Source organism: Chryseobacterium cucumeris (assembly GCF_016775705.1).
Classification (GTDB): domain Bacteria; phylum Bacteroidota; class Bacteroidia; order Flavobacteriales; family Weeksellaceae; genus Chryseobacterium; species Chryseobacterium cupriresistens.
The window spans coordinates 3,937,363-3,960,209 of record NZ_CP068760.1; the positions used below are offsets into that span (position 1 = coordinate 3,937,363).

At 36.7% G+C, this 22,847-nt stretch carries 19 protein-coding genes; 9 read left to right on the top strand and 10 right to left on the bottom strand.

Annotated elements, in window-relative coordinates; translation table 11 throughout:
• Positions 1–16: 16 nt before the first annotated feature.
• The 9 genes from asnB to JNG87_RS17635 all read right to left on the bottom strand — a co-directional run bounded on the left by asnB (position 17) and on the right by JNG87_RS17635 (position 11,649).
• The gene (asnB, locus tag JNG87_RS17595; RefSeq protein ID WP_202839996.1) at positions 17–1,915 is read right to left on the bottom strand and encodes an asparagine synthase (glutamine-hydrolyzing); all 1,899 of its coding nucleotides are present in this window, start codon (positions 1,913–1,915) and stop codon (positions 17–19) included.
• A 67-nt stretch (positions 1,916–1,982) separates the two neighbouring features.
• Positions 1,983–3,236 carry a polysaccharide biosynthesis C-terminal domain-containing protein gene (locus JNG87_RS17600; RefSeq protein ID WP_202839998.1) on the bottom strand — a complete coding sequence of 418 codons (1,254 nt, stop codon included), beginning with the start codon at positions 3,234–3,236 and terminating at the stop codon, positions 1,983–1,985.
• 5 nt (positions 3,237–3,241) lie between these two features.
• Complete coding sequence (locus JNG87_RS17605) at positions 3,242–4,375, bottom strand: glycosyltransferase (protein ID WP_202840000.1); 1,134 nt, start codon at positions 4,373–4,375, stop codon at positions 3,242–3,244.
• Between the two features lie 98 nt (positions 4,376–4,473).
• On the bottom strand, positions 4,474–4,962 hold the full coding sequence (locus JNG87_RS17610) for a hypothetical protein (protein WP_202840002.1): 489 nt from the start codon (positions 4,960–4,962) through the stop codon (positions 4,474–4,476).
• An 86-nt stretch (positions 4,963–5,048) separates the two neighbouring features.
• The gene (locus JNG87_RS17615; RefSeq protein WP_202840004.1) at positions 5,049–6,185 is read right to left on the bottom strand and encodes a hypothetical protein; all 1,137 of its coding nucleotides are present in this window, start codon (positions 6,183–6,185) and stop codon (positions 5,049–5,051) included.
• 20 nt (positions 6,186–6,205) lie between these two features.
• Positions 6,206–6,991, bottom strand: coding sequence for a (Fe-S)-binding protein (locus JNG87_RS17620; protein WP_047428861.1), 786 nt, complete (start codon positions 6,989–6,991; stop codon positions 6,206–6,208).
• A gap of 79 nt (positions 6,992–7,070) precedes the next feature.
• Complete coding sequence (locus JNG87_RS17625; protein ID WP_110009918.1) at positions 7,071–8,408, bottom strand: (Fe-S)-binding protein; 1,338 nt, start codon at positions 8,406–8,408, stop codon at positions 7,071–7,073.
• Between the two features lie 8 nt (positions 8,409–8,416).
• Complete coding sequence (locus JNG87_RS17630; protein ID WP_202840006.1) at positions 8,417–9,367, bottom strand: MlaD family protein; 951 nt, start codon at positions 9,365–9,367, stop codon at positions 8,417–8,419.
• Positions 9,368–9,495: 128 nt separating this feature from the next.
• A complete protein-coding gene (locus tag JNG87_RS17635) occupies positions 9,496–11,649 on the bottom strand; it encodes a SurA N-terminal domain-containing protein (protein WP_202840008.1) in 2,154 nt (717 codons plus the stop codon).
• 260 nt (positions 11,650–11,909) lie between these two features.
• Here JNG87_RS17635 and lon point away from each other — a divergent pair, with 260 nt between their 5' ends.
• The 4 genes from lon to JNG87_RS17655 all read left to right on the top strand — a co-directional run bounded on the left by lon (position 11,910) and on the right by JNG87_RS17655 (position 16,296).
• Positions 11,910–14,315 carry an endopeptidase La gene (gene lon, locus JNG87_RS17640; RefSeq protein WP_202840010.1) on the top strand — a complete coding sequence of 802 codons (2,406 nt, stop codon included), beginning with the start codon at positions 11,910–11,912 and terminating at the stop codon, positions 14,313–14,315.
• A 203-nt stretch (positions 14,316–14,518) separates the two neighbouring features.
• Positions 14,519–15,631: an AI-2E family transporter gene (locus JNG87_RS17645; protein ID WP_202840012.1), complete on the top strand. Its 1,113-nt coding sequence runs from the start codon at positions 14,519–14,521 to the stop codon at positions 15,629–15,631.
• Positions 15,632–15,641: 10 nt separating this feature from the next.
• Positions 15,642–15,785: a hypothetical protein gene (locus JNG87_RS17650; protein ID WP_202840014.1), complete on the top strand. Its 144-nt coding sequence runs from the start codon at positions 15,642–15,644 to the stop codon at positions 15,783–15,785.
• 133 nt (positions 15,786–15,918) lie between these two features.
• Positions 15,919–16,296 carry a DoxX family protein gene (locus JNG87_RS17655; RefSeq protein WP_202840016.1) on the top strand — a complete coding sequence of 126 codons (378 nt, stop codon included), beginning with the start codon at positions 15,919–15,921 and terminating at the stop codon, positions 16,294–16,296.
• 60 nt (positions 16,297–16,356) lie between these two features.
• Here JNG87_RS17655 and JNG87_RS17660 read toward each other — a convergent pair whose 3' ends face one another.
• Positions 16,357–17,715, bottom strand: coding sequence for an acyl-CoA dehydrogenase family protein (locus tag JNG87_RS17660; RefSeq protein WP_202840018.1), 1,359 nt, complete (start codon positions 17,713–17,715; stop codon positions 16,357–16,359).
• A gap of 209 nt (positions 17,716–17,924) precedes the next feature.
• On the opposite strand from JNG87_RS17660, the gene JNG87_RS17665 reads away from it, so the two are divergent.
• The 5 genes from JNG87_RS17665 to pgi all read left to right on the top strand — a co-directional run bounded on the left by JNG87_RS17665 (position 17,925) and on the right by pgi (position 22,844).
• A complete protein-coding gene (locus JNG87_RS17665) occupies positions 17,925–18,836 on the top strand; it encodes a DUF4349 domain-containing protein (protein ID WP_202840020.1) in 912 nt (303 codons plus the stop codon).
• A 156-nt stretch (positions 18,837–18,992) separates the two neighbouring features.
• On the top strand, positions 18,993–19,868 hold the full coding sequence (locus tag JNG87_RS17670) for a TraB/GumN family protein (protein ID WP_202840021.1): 876 nt from the start codon (positions 18,993–18,995) through the stop codon (positions 19,866–19,868).
• A 24-nt stretch (positions 19,869–19,892) separates the two neighbouring features.
• The gene (locus JNG87_RS17675; protein WP_202840023.1) at positions 19,893–20,402 is read left to right on the top strand and encodes an RNA polymerase sigma factor; all 510 of its coding nucleotides are present in this window, start codon (positions 19,893–19,895) and stop codon (positions 20,400–20,402) included.
• The gene (locus tag JNG87_RS17680) at positions 20,392–20,997 is read left to right on the top strand and encodes a hypothetical protein (protein WP_202840025.1); all 606 of its coding nucleotides are present in this window, start codon (positions 20,392–20,394) and stop codon (positions 20,995–20,997) included. The genes JNG87_RS17675 and JNG87_RS17680 overlap by 11 nt, the downstream gene beginning before the upstream one ends.
• A 206-nt stretch (positions 20,998–21,203) precedes the next feature.
• The gene (pgi, locus tag JNG87_RS17685) at positions 21,204–22,844 is read left to right on the top strand and encodes a glucose-6-phosphate isomerase (RefSeq protein WP_202840027.1); all 1,641 of its coding nucleotides are present in this window, start codon (positions 21,204–21,206) and stop codon (positions 22,842–22,844) included.
• The last annotated feature ends 3 nt before the right edge of the window (positions 22,845–22,847 follow it).

The window sequence follows — 22,847 nt, forward strand, 5'->3', positions numbered from 1 at the left end:
TCTTTAGGCTCCTTCTTTATTTTTCAAAATATTTCTGATACCACAACTCAAAAGTAACCAGCTGCCAGATTTTTACCCAGTCATACTCATGTTCCTGATGATTCCACCACTCATCAATCACCGCAGCATTAAAGAAGTTTCTCTTTTTTAAACTTTCAAGATTTTCAGTAATAAATTCTCTTACTCTTTTTTCGTTTTTAATGAAATAATTGACAGGAAATGAAAATCCTTTTTTGGGCATATTCAAAACTTCCTGAGGAAGATAATTCTCTGCTGTTTTACGCAATAGAGGTTTATTCTGAATTCCATTAAATCTTATGTTTCCAGGAAGTGATGCTACATAGTCTATTAAACTGTTGCTTAAATAGGGATAACGAAATTCTACGCTGTATTTCATCGCACTCAGATCATCCCGGAAAACATGGTGGGAGGATAGTGAATATTTCATGTCATATTCAAAATACCCCACATAGTTTTTTACTTCTGAAAGGTGGTATTTTGAAAGATGTAAATCTATTTTACTATAAATATCCGGGTTTATAAGGCTTTTAACTTCCAACGGTCTCATACTGATCTGGCTCTGCCTGAAAAAATCAAACATATAATCCTGGGAAAAATAGTTTTTTACGCGCTGTGAAAACTTGTCTTTCGTAACGATGAAAGGTCTTATAAAATTAAAATTCCTTATCAGAAGCCATCTGTTCAGCTTCAGTGTATGAGAATAACCGGCAAAAAGTTCATCAGCGCCATTTCCGCTTAATACGACTTTAAAATTCTGATCATGTGCATATTTTGCAGCATTGATTAAGACTTCAAAACTGCTGTAAGGTTCTTCAAAATGCTGGATATTTTCTTTAAGGTCTTCCAGCGCTTCTTCGTCACTCACTTCTTTCACCGCATGCGAAACACCAAAATGTTTAGCAGCTATAGATGCATTCTTCACCTCTTCTTCAGAAAACGGATAAGATATGGTGTATGTATTAATATTGGTATTAAAAGATTTTGATTTTGAAGCAATTAAAGTAGAATCAATACCTCCGCTCATCATTACTGCGACAGGAACATCTGCATATAACTGTTCAGAAATATTCTCAGAAAGCAGTTCATCTATTGTTCTTACAGCTTCTTCCTCTGAAATATTTTTTTGAGACGTTGAAGGCAGCTTCCAGAATTTTTCTTTAGTGATGTTCTGATTGTTTAAATCAACAGTCATGATGGAAGCTGGTTCAAGGGATAAAATATGCTGAAAACAGGTTTGTGGAGCCAATGTTGTCTGAAAAAGAAAATTCGTATAGACTCCGTCCCAGTTGATTTCAGGCTTTACCAGCTCATTCTTCAGCAATGATTTTATTTCTGATGCCCAAACCAATCCCTGTTCGCTTTGATGGTAAAAAAGAGGCTTCATCCCAACTCTATCTCTTGCTAATATAAGTTTCCGACCGGAAAGATCAACAATACAGATGGCAAACATTCCATCTAATTTTGCAAACGTAGAATTTCCCCACTCCTGATAGGCTTTGAGAATAACTTCAGTATCAGAACTGCTATGGAAAGAATATCCCAAAGACTCAAGTTCTTTTCTTAATTTTTTAAAATTATAAATCTCTCCGTTAAATGTAATAATAATCTGCTCATTCTGTGAAAGCATAGGCTGATGGCCTTTTTCGGACAGATCAATAATGGATAATCTACGGAAACCTAACGCAATATCAGAATTTTTCTCTTTTAGAACCGGAAACTGTTCTTTAATTTTTTGTGTGGAATCGTTCCCCGAAAAAGAAGCTCCCTCTCCGATACTATACATCCAGAACCCTTCATCATCCGGTCCGCGGTGTCTGATGGCCTGATTCATTTCCAGAATATTTGTAGAGGAAATACTTTTATGAAATGAATAATAACCGGTGATTCCGCACATAGTAAAAGATTAATAGATATGTAAAAATAGGAAAAATGACATTATTTTAAGGGGAGCTATCAAGTAATTATTTCTTTACAAATTTTTGCTTTAAAAGCTGTATTTCTTCTTTTGTAATCATATAATCTTTCAAAGTAAACGGAGTAGAATTATAAAACTTTCTGAACAACAGAAAAGCAGAAACAAAATAGGACGACGTAGTGGCAACACAAGCGCCTATAATTCCCCATTTTGGTATCGCAATGAAAGAAAATACAACGGTAACCACAAGGCCTACAATTGATTTGACATTAAGAATTTTCAGTTCTCTTATTCCCGAAAAGTAATGCCCAACCATATCACTTACAGCAATAGCAAAAATTCCCGGTGATAAAAGAAGCATTATTTCCTTGGTATCTTTAAATTCTTTCCCGAAAATCAACTCGTAAACCTGAGAGGGTATGATTATGATTCCCAGCACAAAACCTATCATCAGAAAAAAGGTCAGTTTTAAGGATTCTTTGGTTTTCCCTATAGATTCTTCACTGCTTTTACTATTGACTACATCTGAGTATAAAATCACAGCAATACTGCGGGTAATGGTCCATATCGCTTCTGAGAAAGTAACCCCGATGGAAAATATCCCTACACTCGCTAAACCTTCAAAATGTTCTAAAAAATAAAATGAAAGCCTGTAATTCAAGAACTGAACAAAAGCACTCAGCTGGGTCTTCCACCCATATTCAAACATATTCCTGCCTACATCTTTACAGAATGATATCTGAGATATATTGCATTTTTTAATGATCTCGAAAAAACTGGTAAGAAAAAGAAGTGCAAGACATATAATCTGGGCGAGAAAGTATACGGAAACATCTTTCTTTCCGAACAGATAAACCAATATTCCAATAAATACAATATGTACAAGCTGCTGCAAAACAGTATACATATTGAACCTTTTAATATCCTGTGTTCCAATAAACAAGCTGATATTAGTAGACAAAAGTGAAGAAAAAACGGAAATTCCGATAAGGTACAGGAGATATTCACCCTGAATAGAAGCAATACTGAATAAAAATGGGATTAAAAGACCCGTCAGGAGAGACCACAGATAGGCATACAATAAAACCTTTTCTATTTTAAACCTTGATGCGAAATAAGAAGCACTGCTTCCGGAAAAGATATTGCTGAAAAAACTTACTGCTGCTGCATTGGCCACCACAATAGAAATGGTTCCTTTCCCCTCACTTCCCCACATATTCGTAGAATAGATCACCAGTCCGAAACTCAGGATCAGAATAAAAAAACGTGAGACAAAGGTTTTAATGATAGTAAGCTGCATGATGATTATGGATCAATAGATTTTTTTACAAAATCAACGAAGTTATCTTTTATAAGTTCCCAGTTATATTTTTCTTTAAATTCTTTTCGTGCATTGAGAGTATGGGATCGATACAGCTCCGGATTCCTGATATAATTGATGATAATATCCGAGATTGCTTCTGCATCATGAGGATCAACAAGACTTCCAAACGAAAGCTCTCCCATATGCTCCCTGATCCCTTTCAAATCTGAATAAATCACAGGCTTTCCTGCTCCCATAAAATAAAACAGTTTTATCGGCAGCGAATGATTGTTTTCAAAATTAATTTCCCGAAGATCAAAACAAAGGTCAGCTTCTGCAAACGCTTCTGTAAACTGTTCAAAACCAGTCGGTTTTATAATATCTATATTTTCAAAAGAATAGTTCTTTACTAATGTTCTAAAATACACATCATCACTTTCGTGTATTGCTGCTCCTATGATCAGGATTTTAATATGAAGATCAGGAACTTTTTGACGGAGAAGGTCTACGGCTTTAAAGAAATTTTCAATTCCTTTATCTTTGGAGATCTGACCCGTGTAACATAATGTGATGCTTCCCGGAGTGAGTTTTTTTATACTTTCATTAATATAAACAGAAGCCGGATAATAAGGCAGAATCATTTGTTTTTTAAATCCAAAAAAATAGGCCAAAGGGAATTTCTTGGTGGTTTCACCAAAAATAAAATGCGTACTTAAAAACCCTGCATACAGCTGAATAAGAGTAAATTTCACCGCCTGAAAAATTTTAGCAGGAAAGCGATAATTTTGAAGCATTGACATGGAAGGATACCATTCTGTAACATCATAGATACAGCTTATCCTGTGTTCTTTTACAAACTTCTTTACTGCCACAACAGCCAATGGTTCAGAGCAAATGATACTATCCGGATGAAAAGTATCACAAACTTTACTGAAAGTTTCCATTTTCGTTTTTATACTTTCTTCAAGAACAGCAAAAGATTCTATTTGTATCCCATCGATAAAACCTTTATACTCTGCATATAAGCTGCATATTTTTATTTCATACCCATTATCTCTAAGAGCTTTTGCCTGATGATAAAAAATGCGGTCATCATTATAGCTGTGGGAAGTCGTTAAAAAAAGTACTTTAGGCATTAGTCACTGCTCGAATCTATACAAATATACATTAAAACAAAAAAGTGGAAATATATTTTCCACTTTATGATTATTCTTTTGTATCAGCTTAACAGGGACTATTTTATAGAAGCCGCCCAGCTCTTCTCCAAAGGAAGAAGGAAATGGCTCAAAAAGTCCAGATACGTATTTTTAGAGAAATCAAAAACCTGGATATCACCTGAAAGCTCTCCGTTTCTAAGCTTTGTTTTGAAATCCATTAATTTTAAAGTTTTCACTTCACCATTCTCTACAAAACTTGCTTTCATCCTGTCGAAAAGGCCTAGCTGATATTCTTCGTCAATTTCTCTCATTACCTTCCCTAATGCATCAATGCTGCATCCTGAAGCCATTTCCTTTTCTTCGTCCACACATACGATGATAAACTGGTTCTTTTCAATTTTAAAAGAAGAAGAAAGAGGTTTTCCATGAGCGGCCCATGTTGCAAGGAAATCAAATAGTTTCTCGGTAATGGCTTTTGCTTCTTTTGTTTCGAAAGGTCTTGAAGCCGGATATATAATGACTCTGTAGTCGTTGGTTTCTACAATATTAGATTCTTCGATTTTCATAATGTAAATATTTATTTTTCAAGATATTAAACAATCAATCTTTATTTTACTTTCCATTGAATGCTCCTATCATTGTAAAGACAAAATTACGCAATTTTCCCGAGTTTAAGATCATTGTATTTTTTACTCAGTACATAGAGCATCATAATGAAAACCGGAAAGATAAAAGGAAAGAAGAATCTTAAAGCTGCCGACTGCGGAAAGAAAAAGAATTTTATATAAACATTCACCAGGAAAAGAACCGAAATTATTCTCACCCATGCATCTTTAGAGCGCCAGAAGATCACTCCGATCATAATAGCCAGTGATAAAGTGACTTTTTTAAAATAAATGATTTTGATGTAAATAATACTCAGATAGTCCATTAAGCTCACGTCTATCGGGTGTGTAGAAATAATAGGCCTTCTATCGATAAAGGTATCATAAAAAAGATCTTTCCATCCGGGATAATGATAAAACTTAATGATGGCGAGATACATGGCAAGAAGTACGATTCCCTGTGCAATAAAAGAAATATCAATTTTCTTTTCCCGGAAATAATGGAAAAAGAAAACAGTGATAATATAAGTCAGGGTAAATGTAATATAATCTGGCCGAATAAAAGTAATACCGAATAAAAGTACAAACATTGCCCATTGGTTCCATTTTTTGAGTAACCCGATCATAAAGATCAGCATAAACTGAAAAATAAACATATCCGGTGTAGAAACCCTCGACATGTAAGTCATTGGTGGCAAAAGCATGGCGGCAATCGTTAATAGTACCGCAAGCCAGTATTTCTTTGGAAACAGGAGTTTCAGAATATAAAATAATAATATTCCTGAAAAAAAATAAGAAATAAGACTGGTAAATAATACGGCCATTGGCGATGATAATCCAAGCTTATAAAAAAGAGTTATCACAAGAATATACCCTACTTTGATCTGAAAATAGGGTAATTGTTCTGTAAAAGATTGGGTATTTTTTACGAAATACTGCCTGGGAATGTCCCATTGATTTATTCCGATAATGTCTGTATAATGTTCTGCTGGAGCCTCTTTCTTGATTTCCTCATAGGTCAGGATTCGGACTTTATCAGGAGAATCCGGGAACTCGGAAGTATACATACATCCCATATAGCCCGGCATATCCCAGTCATATACTCTGTTCTGATAATTCCAGAATGTAAGAAGAGCAAGTACCGAAATGATAAACAAAAAGGAGAGTTTCCATTCCCGCTTCATACGCCTGTATAAGATTACAATTATAAGTCTTCTGCTTCAGCAAGAAGTTCTACGATATCTTTTACGGCTACCTCAGTATTTTTATTAAAATGTTTTACTCCATCCGTCATCATGGTGTTACAGAAAGGGCATCCTGTAGCAATTACCTTAGGCTCAAAAGATAATGCTTCTTCTGTTCTTTCAATATTGATGTCTTTATTTCCTTTTTCAGGTTCTTTAAACATCTGTGCGCCTCCTGCTCCACAACAAAGACCATTGGTTTTGCAACGCTTCATTTCTACAAGTTCAGCATCCAGCTTTTCAAGAAGCATTCTTGGCGCTTCATATTCGTCATTGGCACGTCCTAAATAACATGGATCATGGAAAGTAATTTTTTTCCCTCTGAATGCACCTCCTTCAATTTTCAGTCTTCCTTCCTCCATTAAAGTTTTAAGGAACTGAGTATGGTGAACTACTTCAAAGTGCCCTCCCAGGCTAGGATATTCATTCTTCAGGGTATTGAAACAGTGTGGGCAAGCCGTTACGATTTTCTTTACTTCGTAAGCATTCAACACTTCGATATTGGTAAGCGCCATCATCTGGAAAACGAATTCGTTTCCGGCTCTTTTTGCAGGATCTCCGGTACAGCTTTCTTCCTGACCGAGAACAGCAAATTCAACGCCTATTTTGTTTAATATCTTACAGAATGCTTTTGTAATTTTTTTGGCACGGTCATCAAAACTTCCCGCACATCCAACCCAAAATAAAACTTCAGGGGCTTTTCCTTCGGCAGCATATTCTGCCATTGTTTTTATATTGAAATCCATTCTAAATCAAATTTATCAATATACCAATGTAACAGTTTACCAATGATTGTTACATCGTTACATTATTTACATTGTTACATTAATTTTCGTTTGCCCAGTTCAGACGGTCTGCCTGATTGTACTGCCATGGAGCAGCGTTGTTTTCCACGTTTGTCATCATCAAATTCAGTTCCTGTGGAGCAGCAGACTGTTCCATCACCAGGAATCTTCTCATTTCAAAAATAATGGAAAGCGGGTCAAGCAATACCGGACAGGCTTCTGTACATGCATTACAAGTGGTACAGGCCCAAAGTTCTTCTTTTGTAATATAATCGTTCAACAACTTTTTACCGTCATCTACGAATTTTCCGTTTTTATCGATGTTTCTTCCTACTTCTTCCAATCGGTCTCTGGTCTTCATCAGAATCAATCTCGGAGAAAGTTTTTTACCGGTAATATTAGCAGGGCAAACAGAAGTACAACGTCCGCATTCTGTACAGGAATAAGCATTCAGCAATTGTACCTGGTTCAGATCAAAAATATCTTCTGCCCCAAATTTGGAAGGTACATCAGCTTCAGCTCCTTCAGCTGGTGCTGCGTAAGGATCTGCATTAGGATCCATCATTAATTTGATCTCCTTTGTTACAGATTCAAGGTTGTTGAATTTTCCTTTTTTCTCAAGATTGGCATACCATGTACTTGGAAATGCAAGAATAATATGTAAATGCTTTGAATAATAAAGATAATTCATGAAGAAAAGAATCCCTACAAAGTGGAACCACCAGGCAGCTTTCTCTGTGAACATCAAAAATCCGTTATCAAAATTGAAGACTTCCAAAAACGGAACCAATGTCATTTCACTGATCGGGAAACTTCCATGTACTGGTAAAACTCCTCTTGACTGCAAAATAAAATCTGAGGCATTCATTTTAAAGAAAGCCATCATCAGGGCAAATTCGATGATAAGAATCCAGTTGGCATCTTCTTTCGGCCATCCGAAAAGCTCCTTCATTGTTAATCTTTTAACCCCGTAAAAGTTTCTTCTGATGAAAAATATAACTACACCTATTACAACCAGAAGTGCAAGCACTTCTAATGTAGCTGTAAAGAAGCTGTAGAATCCGTGTCCCAAAACCGAGGCCAGAAAACGGTGGGTACCAAACAGTCCATCAACAATTATTTCAATGAGTTCAATATTAATGATGATAAAACCAACATAGACAAAAATGTGTAAAATTCCTGCGATAGGACGTTTTACCATCTTACTCTGTCCCATGGCCACATTAGCCATGATACTCCAGCGTTCAGATTTTCTGTCACTTCTATTGATTTCACGACCTAGCCTGATATTTCTGTAGATCTTCTGCAGGCTTTTGGCAAACAGCCCGAACCCGGCTACTAATAAAATCAGGAAAATAATGTTATCGATGTACTGCATAAGGCGTATTAGTCTTTGTTATTTTTACCGAAAACCGAGAAGTTGATATATCTCTTCGGGTTCGCTTTCATATCTTCGATTAATGTATTCAGATTGGAAGAAGCTGAATTCAGGTTGTTGTACAGTTGATCGTCCTTCATCAGTTTACCTAAACTTCCTTCTCCTTTATCAATTCCTCCAATCACCTGATTCAATTTTCCTACTGTAGCATCTAAACTTGCAATGGTAGCATTCAACTGTTTAGTGTCAATACTTTCTGCAAGATGTCCGTATTTATCCAATGTAACTTTTCCGCTTTGCATAGTAAGGCTTGCATCATCCAGCACCTTTTGCAGTTTTGGATCATTGTGTCCTACAAGCGTATTTACACTTCCTGCTGTGGATTGTAATGCTCCTACTGTTTTATTAAGGTTGGCTAGTAAAGCTTTTATTTCAGCTCTGTTCTGAGCATCAAAAACCTGATTGGCATTCGCCATTAAAGAGTCTACTCTATGTAAAACCACCTGTAGCTGATCTTTTACCGGACCTACCTGCGAAGAAAGACTTCCCAGCGTTCCCAGCTTGAAAGCACCTTTTAAAGTGTCACCGTCTTTTGCAGTCGCCCCACCATACATAAGGTTTACTCTCATTTCTTTACCAGACATTAATCCCGGCTCAAAGATCTCCAATGATGAGTTTTTTGAAAATTCGAATTTATTGTCGACGGTAACTTTTACGACAAAATTAATTTTTCCATCTTTTGAGGTGATAGGAATAATCTTATCTACCTGCCCTACTTTCAGACCATTAATAGAAACTGCCGCAGACTGCGCCAGACCTTCTACATTGTCATATTTTGCGTAAAATATATTGTCGGTAGTAAAAAGGCTTTTCCCTTTCATAAACTGAAACAACACCACAAAGCCTACGATAGCTAGAAGTGCAATCACACCAGCTTTTAATTCTTTACTGAACTTCACTTGCTAATTTTTTTCTAATAAGCAAATATAATACATTTTAAATAAATCTTTTCCTTTATTATTCTGCCATAAATACAAAAAAAGCGACAAAAAATTTTGCCGCTTTTTATATCATTGAAATGAATTTCTTATTGTTGCTGATTCCCCAGCTTGTTCCAGATCTCGATTCTGTAATCTTCAATATCTGCATTATCCTGAAGACTCTTCATCCAGGCCTGTCCGAACATTCCAGCACTTCTCTGAGTAAGAGATTCTGTAAATTGTTTTAGATCTCCAGGCTGCTTGTTTACAGTTTCTGATTTTTTGATCAGAACATAAACTCCTGTTCCCCCTTCAACCGGGTTGGAAAGTTTACCTTTTGCAACACCGAACGCTGCACCGGCAACTTTAGGTTCCATAGCACCAGCTACAGAAGGGTTCAACAGATTCACCTGAGCTGATTGTTTTGGAGCTGCAAATAATTTAGCAATCTGATCTAAGCTTGAAGCTTTTGCTGCTGCAATTTTATCGGAAATTTGTTTTGCTGCCAATTTATTTTTAACGATAACTTCAATCTGATCTCTTACAGATTCAGGATCAGCAAGACCTGCCTCCTGTTTTCCGTTCAGATACACTACAATTTTATCACCTGTTCCATCTACTGTAAATAATTCAGTATCTCCTTTTGATCTTTTCTTATCGAAAGCCCATGTAAGGATATCTGCATCTTTTTCAGTACCTAAGCCCTGAAGCTGACCTTCAAATCTTTTTGCCGCTTTTGGATTAGAGAACTGGTAGTTCCCTTTTTTAGCAATGTTCACAAAATCGTTGAAAGATTTCCCCTGAACCTGCTGAATGAATTTTCTTGAGTTTTTGTCTGTTTCAGCCTCAGTAGCATCTGATGGTTTGATTGCTTTCACAAGGTTAGCAACTTTATACCCCATTGATCCTGATTTTTTATCTTCAATATTGATGATATGGTAACCGAATTGTGTTTCTACCACCCCTGTAGCTCCTTTAGGATTGTTTGCAAGATAAGTAAGGAATTCAGGAACAAAAGGCGTCTCTGGCGTTGTCCATCCAAGGCTACCTCCCTGAGCTGCAGAATTCGGATCACTTGAAAGTTTAAGGAATTCTGTAAATTTAGCTGGAGTAGCTTTTACAATAGCTCCGATAGAGTCTGCCAATTTCTTAGCCTGCTCTTTGGTTCTTGTTACCCCTTCACCTGCAGGGCTTCCTTTGAATGCAATAAGGATATGTCTTGATAAAGTAGAATCTGAAGGTCTTTTACCTACCAATTTAGAGACTACATATACATCTTGTTCTTTATAAGGACCAAAAGTCTGACCTACAGCTGCTGTTGTGATCTGATCTTTGATTGTTGGAGGCAATTGTGCAGGATTCAGATACTGAGGATTGAATGGTGCATCAGAATTTGCTGCTACAAACATAGAATCGTTTTTAGTATTCTGGAAGTTTTCAGTTCCTCCACTAGCATCCGTACCTCCTGAATATAATTTTGTAATTTCTTTCAGAGCTGCTGCATCATCTGCCGCACTAGGTTTAGATGGGAAAAATACAATACCGATATTTCTGCTTGGCTCAGCTTTGAACATTACAGGGTGCTTCTTGATGTAATCAGCAAGATCCTGTGTGGTTACATTGATCTTTGTTTTTTGAAGATAAGCTGCGTAATCTACCTTTACAAAGTCGATATCTGCAAGCTGATCTCTCTGCTTCATCAATTCTTCAGCTTCTTTCTTACCTGTAGTAATCCCTGCTGAAATATTGGTAAACACCTGTCTCGCCATTAGTCTATACTCAATTGTCTTTCTTGTTTTCAACCATTGAGTATATCCCTGAGGATTGGTGTTTTGTAATGTTTCAATTTCTTTTTTAAGCTCTTGAGTTTTAAAGTTACCTTTCTCATCAAAGAACTGTTGATTCTGAGCAAACATCTGATCGTACTGGATTTGATTCCAGAAATAATCATCAGTCATTTCAAAGCCCAGTTTCTCAAACTGCTGTTTGATAAGTTTAGATTGTACAAGTAACTGCCAAGCCTGCTCTTCAAGACCGTTTTTCGGACGACCTTGCTGTTCAGCCTGCTGCTGCAGCACGAAAAGCTGATCATTGAACTCTTCGCGGGTGATTTTCTCACCGTTTACTTTTCCTAAAACATCAGGATTCTTACCAAAAACCTTGTCGATACTATCGGGGTTCACCAGGAACGCCAAAAGCGCTAAGGCTATTACTCCCATTAAAAGCCAAGGCTTACTCCTAATCTGTCCTAAAATTGCCATTTTATAAATTATAGTTTTTTATCAGTTTGCGAAAATACACATTTTTAAGAAATTACAGAAACAGAACTGCTTTATTTTGATTTTTAATGCAAAGATTATCTAAAAAAGGAAATTTTGACCGTATTTTTAAGTAAAAAACAAATGGCATAAGTATTGTGCATTTTTAGAATATTATAATATGCCACACGTTTTCAGAGTATATTATAAAAAATTCCTTTAACGATAAAAAACGAAAATGACAATTTGTCATTCGATTGACTATGACAGAATTTGAAGATATAAGTTTAGAAGAAATGATCAGTGATGGATTTGATATCGTAACTGAAGAAATCAATCTTTCCGACTTCGCAGAGACTGATAAAAATTCCGAACAGAAAATATTCCCTATACTTCCTGTAAGAAATATGGTAATGTTCCCCAATGTGGTAATTCCTATTACAGCAGGGAGAAAGACCTCTATACAGCTTCTTGAGGAGGCACAGAAAAACGGAGATTTTATTGGAATTGTAAGCCAGAAAAATTCGGATCTGGAACAACCATCCGAAAAAGATATATATACTACCGGAACACTGGCAAAGATTATTAAGATCATTAAGCTTCCCGAAGGCAATATTACAGCTATTACCAAAGGATTCCACAGATTTAAGATTAAAAAAATCGTTGATAATCAACCTTATTTTAAAGCTGAAATATCAAAATTAAAAGATACCCAGCCTAAAGACCGGGAAGAATATGAAGCATTGCTGGAAAACATCAAGGATCTTGCCTTAAAGATCATTGAACTGGACCCTAATATTCCTAATGCCGCCAACTTTGCGATTAAAAATATTAACAATAATGATGATCTTCTGAATTTCATCTGCACCAATGCTAATTTCTCTTCGATTGCAAAACAAAAGCTGCTTGAAGAGAAAAGTCTTATGACAAGAGCCAACCAGTGCTACGAGCTGATGCATGAGGATTTCAGAAAACTGGAACTGAGAAACCAGATTCATCAGAAAACTTCAAAAGATTTAGATAAGCAACAGAGAGAATATTTTCTGAATCAACAGATCAGAACCATCCAGGAGGAACTGGGCGGCGGACCTGAAAGTGATGTTGAAGATCTTATTGCCAAGGCTAAAACAAAAAAATGGAGCCAGGAAGTAGAAGACCACTTCCAAAAGGAAATCAGCAGACTTCAACGTCAGAATCCCAACTCTCCGGACTATAATGTTCAGAGAAACTATCTGGATTTCTTTACAGATCTTCCATGGGAAACCTATACAAAAGATATTTTTGATATTGCAAAAGCTGAAAAAGTACTTGATAAAGCGCACTTCGGACTGGAAGATATTAAGAAAAGAATCCTGGAGCACATGGCCGTTTTAAAATTAAAAAACAACATGAAATCTCCTATCCTGCTATTGGTAGGGCCTCCGGGTGTGGGTAAAACTTCTTTAGGAAAATCTATTGCTGATGCTTTAGGGAGAAAATATGTAAGATTGTCATTGGGAGGACTTCATGACGAGAGTGAAATCCGTGGACATAGAAAAACGTATATCGGTGCTATGGCGGGAAGAATTTTACAGTCTATCAAAAAATCAGGCACTTCAAATCCTGTAATTGTTCTTGATGAGATTGATAAAATCGGACAGGGTCTTCATGGAGACCCAAGCTCTGCACTCCTAGAAGTTCTTGATCCGGAGCAAAATAAATCTTTCTATGACAATTTCCTGGAGATGGGTTATGACCTTTCAAAAGTGATGTTCATTGCAACTGCCAACTCACTTTCAACGATACAGACTCCTCTTTTAGACAGAACGGAGATCATTCAGATTGCCGGCTATACTTTGGAGGAAAAGATTGAGATTGCCAAAAGACATTTGATCAGGAAACAACAGGAGGAAAATGGTCTGGATACAAAATCATTCAAACTTGGAAATGCTGAACTTAAACATATTATAGAAGCTCACACTTCAGAAAGCGGAGTGAGAACCCTGGAAAAAAGAATTGCAGCCATTGGAAGATGGGTAGCACTACAGACTGCTTTGTTAAAGGAGTATGATCCAAAAATCTCAGTGGAAAAAGTAGATGAGATTCTTGGAGTTCCAAGACCGAAAAGCTTATCTGAAATCACCGGAGTTCCGGGTGTGGTAACCGGTCTTGCATGGACAAGTGTAGGAGGAGATATCCTTTATATTGAAAGTATTTTAAGCAATGGTAAAGGGGCGTTAACCATGACCGGAAACCTGGGAACGGTAATGAAAGAATCTGCGACTATTGCTTTGGAATATATTAAAGCTAAGCATGATGAACTGGGTATTCCTCAGGAAGATATTGAAAAGAAAAACATCCACGTACACGTTCCTGAAGGTGCAACACCTAAAGACGGGCCATCTGCCGGTATTGCCATGCTGACATCAATGGTTTCCTCATTTAAAAACAAGAAGGTAAAACCTCACCTTGCGATGACGGGTGAAATTACCTTAAGAGGGAAAGTATTACCTGTAGGAGGAATCAAAGAAAAGCTTCTTGCAGCAACAAGAGCAGGAATCAAAGATGTTATTCTTTGTGAGGCCAACAGAAAAGATGTGGAGGAAATCAAAAAAGATTATCTGAAAAATCTGAGAGTACACTACGTCAACAGAATGGAGGAAGTCATTGACATCGCCATTGAAGAATAAAATAACTGACAACATATTAACTTCTCAATAAAGAAACACGCTCTGATATCCGGAGCGTGTTTTCTTTTTATAAAAAAGCGTACAATTTTATCGGCTGGAATAAAATTTGCAACAACAGAAGAAAATCCCGGAGAGTTGAATAAAAAATTTCTCAATTCGGAAGGGTTTTCTTATTTTTATTCCACACCGCATATTTTTAGATTATGAATTTTCTTAGACTTCCTTTCCTTGTCAAGCTTACCCTTGTGGTGGTTTCCATTATTGGACTTGGCTATCTTCTGGCATTGGGACAGAGCATTTTAGCTCCGTTTTTCCTGGCATTCCTCATGGCCATGCTGTTTTTACCGGCTGCCAGTTTTATGGAAAAAAAGTTGAGATTTCCGAGATCTATGTCTACGATGACTTCAGTATTTATTATGCTGATGATTTTAGGCGGAATTATTTATTTCTTTACCAATCAGCTGTCTGACTTCAGTAAGGATCTTCCACACCTCAAGGAACAGTTTACTACAGTTTTTAACAGCCTTCAGCATTGGGTTTCCAGAACATTTAATGTGAAAGTGGATGAACAGGTGGATTATATTAACCAGGGATTAACTAAACTACTGTCTTCTTCGGGAGTCATTTTAGGATTTACATTCGGAATTTTTTCAACGGGCTTCGGCTTCATTATATTTTTCACCCTGTTTTTTATCTTTATTTTAAATTACAGAAGACTTTTAAATAATTTTATCGTTACTGTTTTCAACGAAAGACATAAAGCGAGTGTACAGGAAGCTGTAAACGAAATTAGAATCATGACCAAGAAGTATATCTTCGGGCTTTTTCTTCAGGTGATTATTGTATCTGTTCTTACTTCGGTCCTTCTTACGATTCTGGGAGTAAAATATGCTATTCTTTTAGGAGTTTTGACCGGGCTATTAAACGTCATTCCCTATCTGGGAATCTTTATTTCTCTGTTAATTTCCTGCTTTATAGCATTCGCCACTTCTACTCCATCAACATGTATATACGTTGCTTTGGGCTATATTGCCATTCACGCTGTAGACGGAAATATTGTCCTTCCATTTGTAGTAGGTTCCAAAGTAAAAATCAACGCTTTATTTTCTTTTATTGGTATCCTTCTGGGAGAACATCTTTGGGGAATTGCAGGAATGTTCCTGTGCATTCCAGCGATTGCGATTATAAAAATTATCTGTGAAAGAGTAGACGATCTAAAACCTTGGGGAAGATTGCTAGGAGAAGAGCCCAAACCTCATAAGAAGAAAAAAAGCTACAAAATTTCCAAGAATATCACTTTGAAGGAAATGGACTAGAATATGAGTAATGAGTAATAAGCAATGGGGACTCATTGGTATACTCGTAACTTTAAATAAAAAGACTGCCTCTTTCGAGACAGTCTTTTTTTATTATGGAAGAGGACATAACGGACTCGTTCGATTAGGGCAGGTTTCCGTACAGAAAATATAATGGGTTATCCGGGCAATCTTCATAAGTCAACCCTTCAACATTTCCTTCAATTAACTATTGATTTTACATTTTATATTAAATTAAATACAAAATATTATATTTTTATTTTACATTTGATATAAAATCATCAATCATGAAAGTGATAAAATTCATCTTATGTCTGCTTTTCGGGCTTATGTTTATTAATGCCGGATTAAACAAGTTTTTTAATTATATGCCCATGGAGAAACCTACTCCAGAACAAATGAAACTTTTCGCTGCTTTTGGAGAAATCAGCTGGCTGATGCCATTAGTGGGCATTGTAGAAGTTATTGGCGGGTTATTATTTATTTTCCCAAAAACAAGAGCATTAGGTGCCATTGTTATTTTACCTGTCATGGTAGGAATTGTCACGCATGTTTTCACAATGGATAAATCTCCTATGGGAATGGGTATTGCCGGAGTAATGTTTCTGATCAATCTTTGGATGATTATTGACAACAAGGAAAAATATAAACATTTAGTTTCATAAGGCGGCAGATGATAGGTTGCAGGTTGCAGCACCTACAACCTATTACCTGCTACCTGTCACCTATACGAAAGCACTGAAACCTGTTATCGATCGTCCTACGATGAGCGAGTTGATTTCTTTTGTTCCTTCGTAAGAATAAATGGCTTCTGCATCGGCAACAAACCGGGCCACATCGTACTCAAGCAGAATTCCGTTTCCTCCCATTACTTCTCTTGCTCTGGAAACAATGTCTCTTGTTCTGAGAGTACAGAAAACTTTGGCTAAAGAAGCATGTTCATCTTTTAAAATTCCTTCATCCTGCATTTCAGACAGTCTGAAAACCATCGTCTGCATGGCAGTGAGATTAGACAACATTTCCACCAGATGTCCCTGAATCATTTGGAATGAGGCAATAGGTCTTCCAAACTGTTCTCTTTTTCGGGTATAATCCAAAGCACTTTCGTAAGCTCCGCGTGCACAACCTGTGGCCATCCATGCTACTCCAGCTCTTGTCATTCTCAGTACTTTACCGGTATCTTTAAAGGAATTGGCATTCTGCAGACGGTTTTCTTCGGTAACGAGACAGTCTTTTAAGGTAATCAACCCGTTCTGGACAATTCTTAACGCCATTTTTCCTTTGATCTTTTCTACGGAATATCCCGGATTATCTTTTTCTACAATAAAACCTTTCACTTCTCCGCTATCCAGATCTCTTGCCCAGATAATGATCAGGTCAGCGAAAGTAGCATTCCCGATCCATTTTTTCTGCCCATTCAGAATCCAGCCTTCAGGTGTTTTTTTACAGGTCACTGTAAGTCCGCCTGCTGCTCCTGATCCAACTTCGGGCTCCGTAAGTCCAAAGGCACCAATTTTTTCAAATTTCTGCATCTGCGGAAGCCATTTTTGCTTCTGTTCTTCCGATCCGCAGATATAAATAGAACCCATCGCCAGTCCGGATTGTACACCGAAAAAAGTGGCAATAGAAGCATCTACTCTTGCCATTTCCATCGCAATAACACCTTCCATCAGGAAAGGCATTCCCGGGCAGCCATAGCCTTCATAAGTAACACCACAAATATCCAGTTTTTGAAATTTTGGAATCAACTCAAAAGGAAATTCATCTCTGAGCCAGTAATGATTGACCAGAGGTTTTACTTCTTTTTCCATGAATGCTCTTACTTTCAGCTGAATTTCACGCTGTTCCGGAGTAAGAGTATGGTAGATATCATAAAAATCTCCGTCAATGGGCGGAAGTTCTTTCTTTTTCTTTTCCGGATCAAGCATTTTCATAAGCCCGGAAAGCTGTTTATCATCCAGTTTTGAGAAACTATGCATCAGTTTTGGCAAATCCACTTTTTGAGAAATGGCGCTCAGCTGATCAAAATCTATAGATGTGAATAATCCTATTGCGTTTCTGATTTTGGAAAAAGTATTTGACATAGTGATAGATTGTAGTTTTGGTTTGTAAAAGATAAGCAAAAACTGCTCCGAAAGCAATGCCTGAAGCTCAAGTTTATTTTACAAAATACTATATTTCAATTCATTATAAGTGAAAATTTTATTTACAAGCTTTTTACTTTTGATTTTCAAGCGTTACAAAAGATCCTGACTGAACTTTGACTCAAGCAAAAACATTAAAAATCAACGTTATGAAAACTACTTACATTAAATTATCACTAGCCGCTGCTCTTTTACTAGGAATTTATTCGTGTAAAAAGGGAGAAGTTTCTTCTAAAGATCTTGAAGCGTATGCTACTACCGATTCAGCAGCTGCTGTGGTTTCGGATAGTATTTCATCTGTTGCAGAAATGAAAGTAAAAGACAAGCAGTTTATCAAGACTGCGGATGTGAATATGGAAGTAAAAGATGTGTATAATGCAACGATTGCTATTGAAGAATCTGTACAGGAGCTTGGAGGATTTGTTACCAATAGTAATCTTCAAAGTAACGTTGTTTCTGAAAACACCTACAACACCTCCAATGAAGAGGCGATGCTGGTAAAAAAATACCAGACAGAGAACAGAATGCAGGTACGTATTCCTACGGAAAAACTGGGAGAGCTTTTAACGGCAATCAATACCAATAAATTATTTCTTAATTCAAGATCTATCAATGCAGAAGATGTAACAGCCAACATCAAGTATTCTGCACTGGAAGGGAAAAGAAATCAAAAAACTTCAGAAAACATCAGTAAGCTCAAAACCAATAAAGATAAAGTAACGCTGGATGACGAGAATATGTCTGAAGGAAATCTTCAAAAGCTTTCGAGCATGAACATGACGGATGATCTGAAATACAGCACGATTGACATTTACATCAAAGAGCCTCAGTTACGTATTGCAGAAATTGCTGTTACCAACACCACAAGCATTGATAATAAGTACAAATACAATTTCATCTATGACGCAAAAGATGGATTTGTATATGGATTCTATCTGATCCAGAGGATTATTGTGGGGCTTATCAATGTATGGCCTCTTGTATTAATTGCTGCTGCAATCCTCTATTTTTTAAGAAAAAGAAAAATTTCAAAACCTGAGTATTCAAAAAATCAGGAATAAAAAACTATCCTAACCAATTGGTTATCATCATAATTTTAGATTTTACAGCCTCCTGTTTTCAGGAGGTTTTTATTTTTTTTAAAAAAAAACTGTAACGATTGTAATGCCTGCTTTACATACTGTTTAAAAGAACAGAAAATCAAAAAAATTAATACAATGAAAAATTTAATAAAACTTGGATTTGCAGCATTATTGTCATTGAATTTCATAACATCCAATGCACAAAATAAAAGCAGCAACAAAGAAAACAGCCTGCTTTGGGAGGTTTCCGGAAACGGTCTTTCAAAGCCTTCTTATATTACCGGGACTTTTCATATCTTATGCAGTAAAGATTTTGAGATCAAACCTAAAGTGCTGAAAGCTCTTGAGAGTTCTGAAAGCCTTGTTATGGAAATCAATTATACAGATCCCGCTGAAATGATGTCATTACAGAAAATGTTTAAAACAGATAAAAAAATATCGGATCAGCTTTCACCTGAAGAAGCTAAAGAGCTGAATACTGTTCTTGCCAATTATGGAACTGATCTGAAAAGTATTGATTCTTCAAGCCCGCAGGCGCTTTATGCATTGCTTTCCACCAAAGCCATTCCATGTCCTCAGACAGAAGTAAAACTTTACGAGATGGAACTTCTTCAGAAAGCAATGAAAGATAAAAAAAGCATCAAAGGGCTGGAAAAAGTGGAAGATCAGATGAAATCCATCAATGAAGCGTATAATCTGAAAAGCATTATTGCTCAACTGAAAATGGACAAGGAATATCAAATATTGTTCAGACAGATGATTGAAGCTTTTAAAAATGAAAATGTACAATCTTTATACAGTCTTTTTAAGGATGAAAGATTTATGAATGCTCAGCAGGAAAAGGCCATGCTGACCAACAGAAATCAGAACTGGGTAAAAGTAATGCCAGACATGATGAAAAAAGAAAGTTCTTTCTTTGCTGTCGGTGGATCTCATCTTATGGGTGAAAACGGAATTATTCCTCTTCTACAGGCAAAAGGCTACACGGTAAAACCTGTATCAAGTTTATAATTATAACCAAACCATGAAACCATTGTGAGCAATCCAACTGAAACTGCTTTTTTAAAGCTCGTCAACCAGCACAAAGGTATCTTATACAAAGCCTCACGGATCTATGCAGATTCTGTAGAGGACCGGGAAGACCTTCAGCAGGAAATTCTTATCCAGCTTTGGAAGTCCTATCAGAACTTCAAAGGGAACAGTGAGTTTTCTACCTGGATGTACCGGGTTGCCATCAATACTGCCATTACCTATTTAAAAAAAGAAAAACAGAGATCCAATAACCATACGGATGCTCCACATCATTTTGAAGTTCAGCAGGAAGATTATAATCCCACCAAAGACAGGCAGCTGGAAATTTTCTACAGTGCCGTTCAGGAACTGAATCCTCTGGAAAAGGCCGTCATATTTTATTTTATGGAAGGGATGTCACATAAAGAAATCGGAAACAATTTAGGTCTCAGTGAAGGTAATGCCCGCGTAAAACTCAACAGAACAAAAGAAAAAATACAGCAAATCATAAAAAAATCAGGTTATGAATTTTGATCAATTAAAAGAACAGTGGAATAAAGAAGACAGCGATGTCCATATTCCTGATACCATAAAGCAATTAAAGGAAAGCAAACACCCTATAGAAAAAATCCAGAAAAACATGAAAAGAGAATTCCCTATGCAGATTCTTGCGATCATTCTCATAGCTCTTTTTCCCCTTCAGTTTCAGTTTCCTTCTTCACAGTATATTATTTATTATGTGTCTTATACCGTGATGGTTGTCATATCATCCTACTATCTGTTAGGATTTTATAAATTCTACAAACAGACGGAACTTTATACAGGAAACACCAAAAACAGTCTTTGGAAAATATATCATGAACTTCGGCTAAATATGGAACGATATCAGTCTTTCGGATTTTTATTACTTCCTCATTTTCTGGTAACAGCGGGATTGGTGATTTACAATGCGATGGAAAAACAAGGAAAATCTCTGGCAGAACTTACAACTTCCCATCAGCAGGGATTAATTATTGCAGTGCTCATCGGAACTTTAGCCATCATAACAAGTATCGTTGTGTGGACAAAATATATCTACGGAAGAAGTGCCAAAGAACTTGAAAATATTCTGAACGAAATGGATGAATAGCATTGAAAACTCTTATCACAAGACACATTTTATAAAACCTCAGGCCTGTTCTGAGGTTTTGTTTTTTAAAAAATCGTTATTTATCTTCTTCAAATTTATCTGAGGTTTTATTTTTCCGTAAATTTGCAGATCAGAAATAAATCATTATGGATGATTAACCATTTTCATCCGATACATGATCTTCTGAATGATAAAAATTCTGTAATATGCTATCAAAAATAAATCCAACACAAACCAACAGCTGGAAAGCACTTGACGAACACTTCGGTGGAAATGACTTTGATCTTAGAACTCTCTTCCAATATAACCCGAACCGTTTTAACGAGTTTTCCCTGCAAAAGGACAACTATCTTTTTGATTATTCTAAAAACCTGATTGATTCCAGAACAAAAGATCTTCTGTTACAATTGGCAGAAGAAAGCCAGTTAAAAGATGCTATTTCCAGAATGTTCTCCGGAGATAAAATCAATGAAACTGAAGGAAGAGCTGTTCTTCACACCGCATTAAGAGATTTTTCAGACCGTGAAATTCTGGTGGATGGAGAAAATATCAAGCCACAGATTAAAAGAGTTCTTGAGCATATGAAATCTTTTTCTGAGAAAATTATTTCAGGAGAACATAAAGGTTTTAGTGGAAAAGAGATCACAGATGTAGTCAACATCGGGATTGGAGGATCGGATTTGGGTCCTGTAATGGTTTGTTCGGCTTTAAAGCATTTTAAAACAAGATTAAACGCTCACTTTGTTTCCAACGTGGACGGAAATCATATTGCAGAAGTAGTAAAAGATTTAAATCCTGAAACTACTTTATTCATCATTGCTTCCAAGACTTTTACAACTCAGGAAACAATGACGAATGCCAATTCAGCTAAAGATTGGTTCCTGAAAGCAGGAAAACAGGAAGATGTCGCGAAGCATTTTGTGGCTTTATCTACTAATATTGAGGAAGTTAAAAAGTTCGGAATCGCAGAGGAAAATATTTTTGAGTTCTGGGACTGGGTAGGCGGAAGATATTCTCTTTGGAGCGCAATCGGATTAAGTATTGTACTTTCTGTAGGATATGAAAACTTCGAGCAGCTTTTAAGAGGTGCTTTTGATACGGACCAGCACTTCCAGACTGCCGAATTCTCTGAAAATGTTCCTGTTTTAATGGGACTTCTGGGAATCTGGTACCGTAATTTCTATGCAGCAACTACTTATGCCATCTTACCTTATTCTCAATATCTGGACAGATTCGCTGCGTATCTTCAGCAGGGAGATATGGAAAGTAACGGAAAGTGTGTAGACAGAAACGGTGAATTCGTAGAATATGAAACGGGGCCTATTATTTGGGGAGAACCGGGAACAAACGGCCAACACGCATTTTATCAGTTAATCCACCAGGGAACAGAATTGATTCCTGCAGATTTTATTGCCTATGCAAAAAGCCCGAACCATGTTTCTGATCACCAAGATAAATTATTAGCGAACTTTTTTGCTCAGACTGAGGCACTTGCCTTCGGAAAACTGGAAGAAGAAGTGGAAGAAGAGCTTAGAAATTCCGGAAAATCTGATGAAGAAATAGACAGGCTGATCAATTTCAAAGTCTTCCATGGAAACACCCCAACTAACTCCATATTATTCAAAGAATTAACTCCTTTCTCATTAGGTCAATTGATCGCCCTTTACGAACACAAAATTTTCGTTCAGGGTGTCATCTGGAATATTTTCAGTTTTGACCAGTTTGGAGTGGAATTAGGAAAAGTATTAGCCAATAAAATCCTTCCTGAGCTTGAAAACAATGAAGCAATAAGCTCTCATGACAGCTCTACCAACGGATTGATCAATTACTATAAAGAAAATAAATAGTAA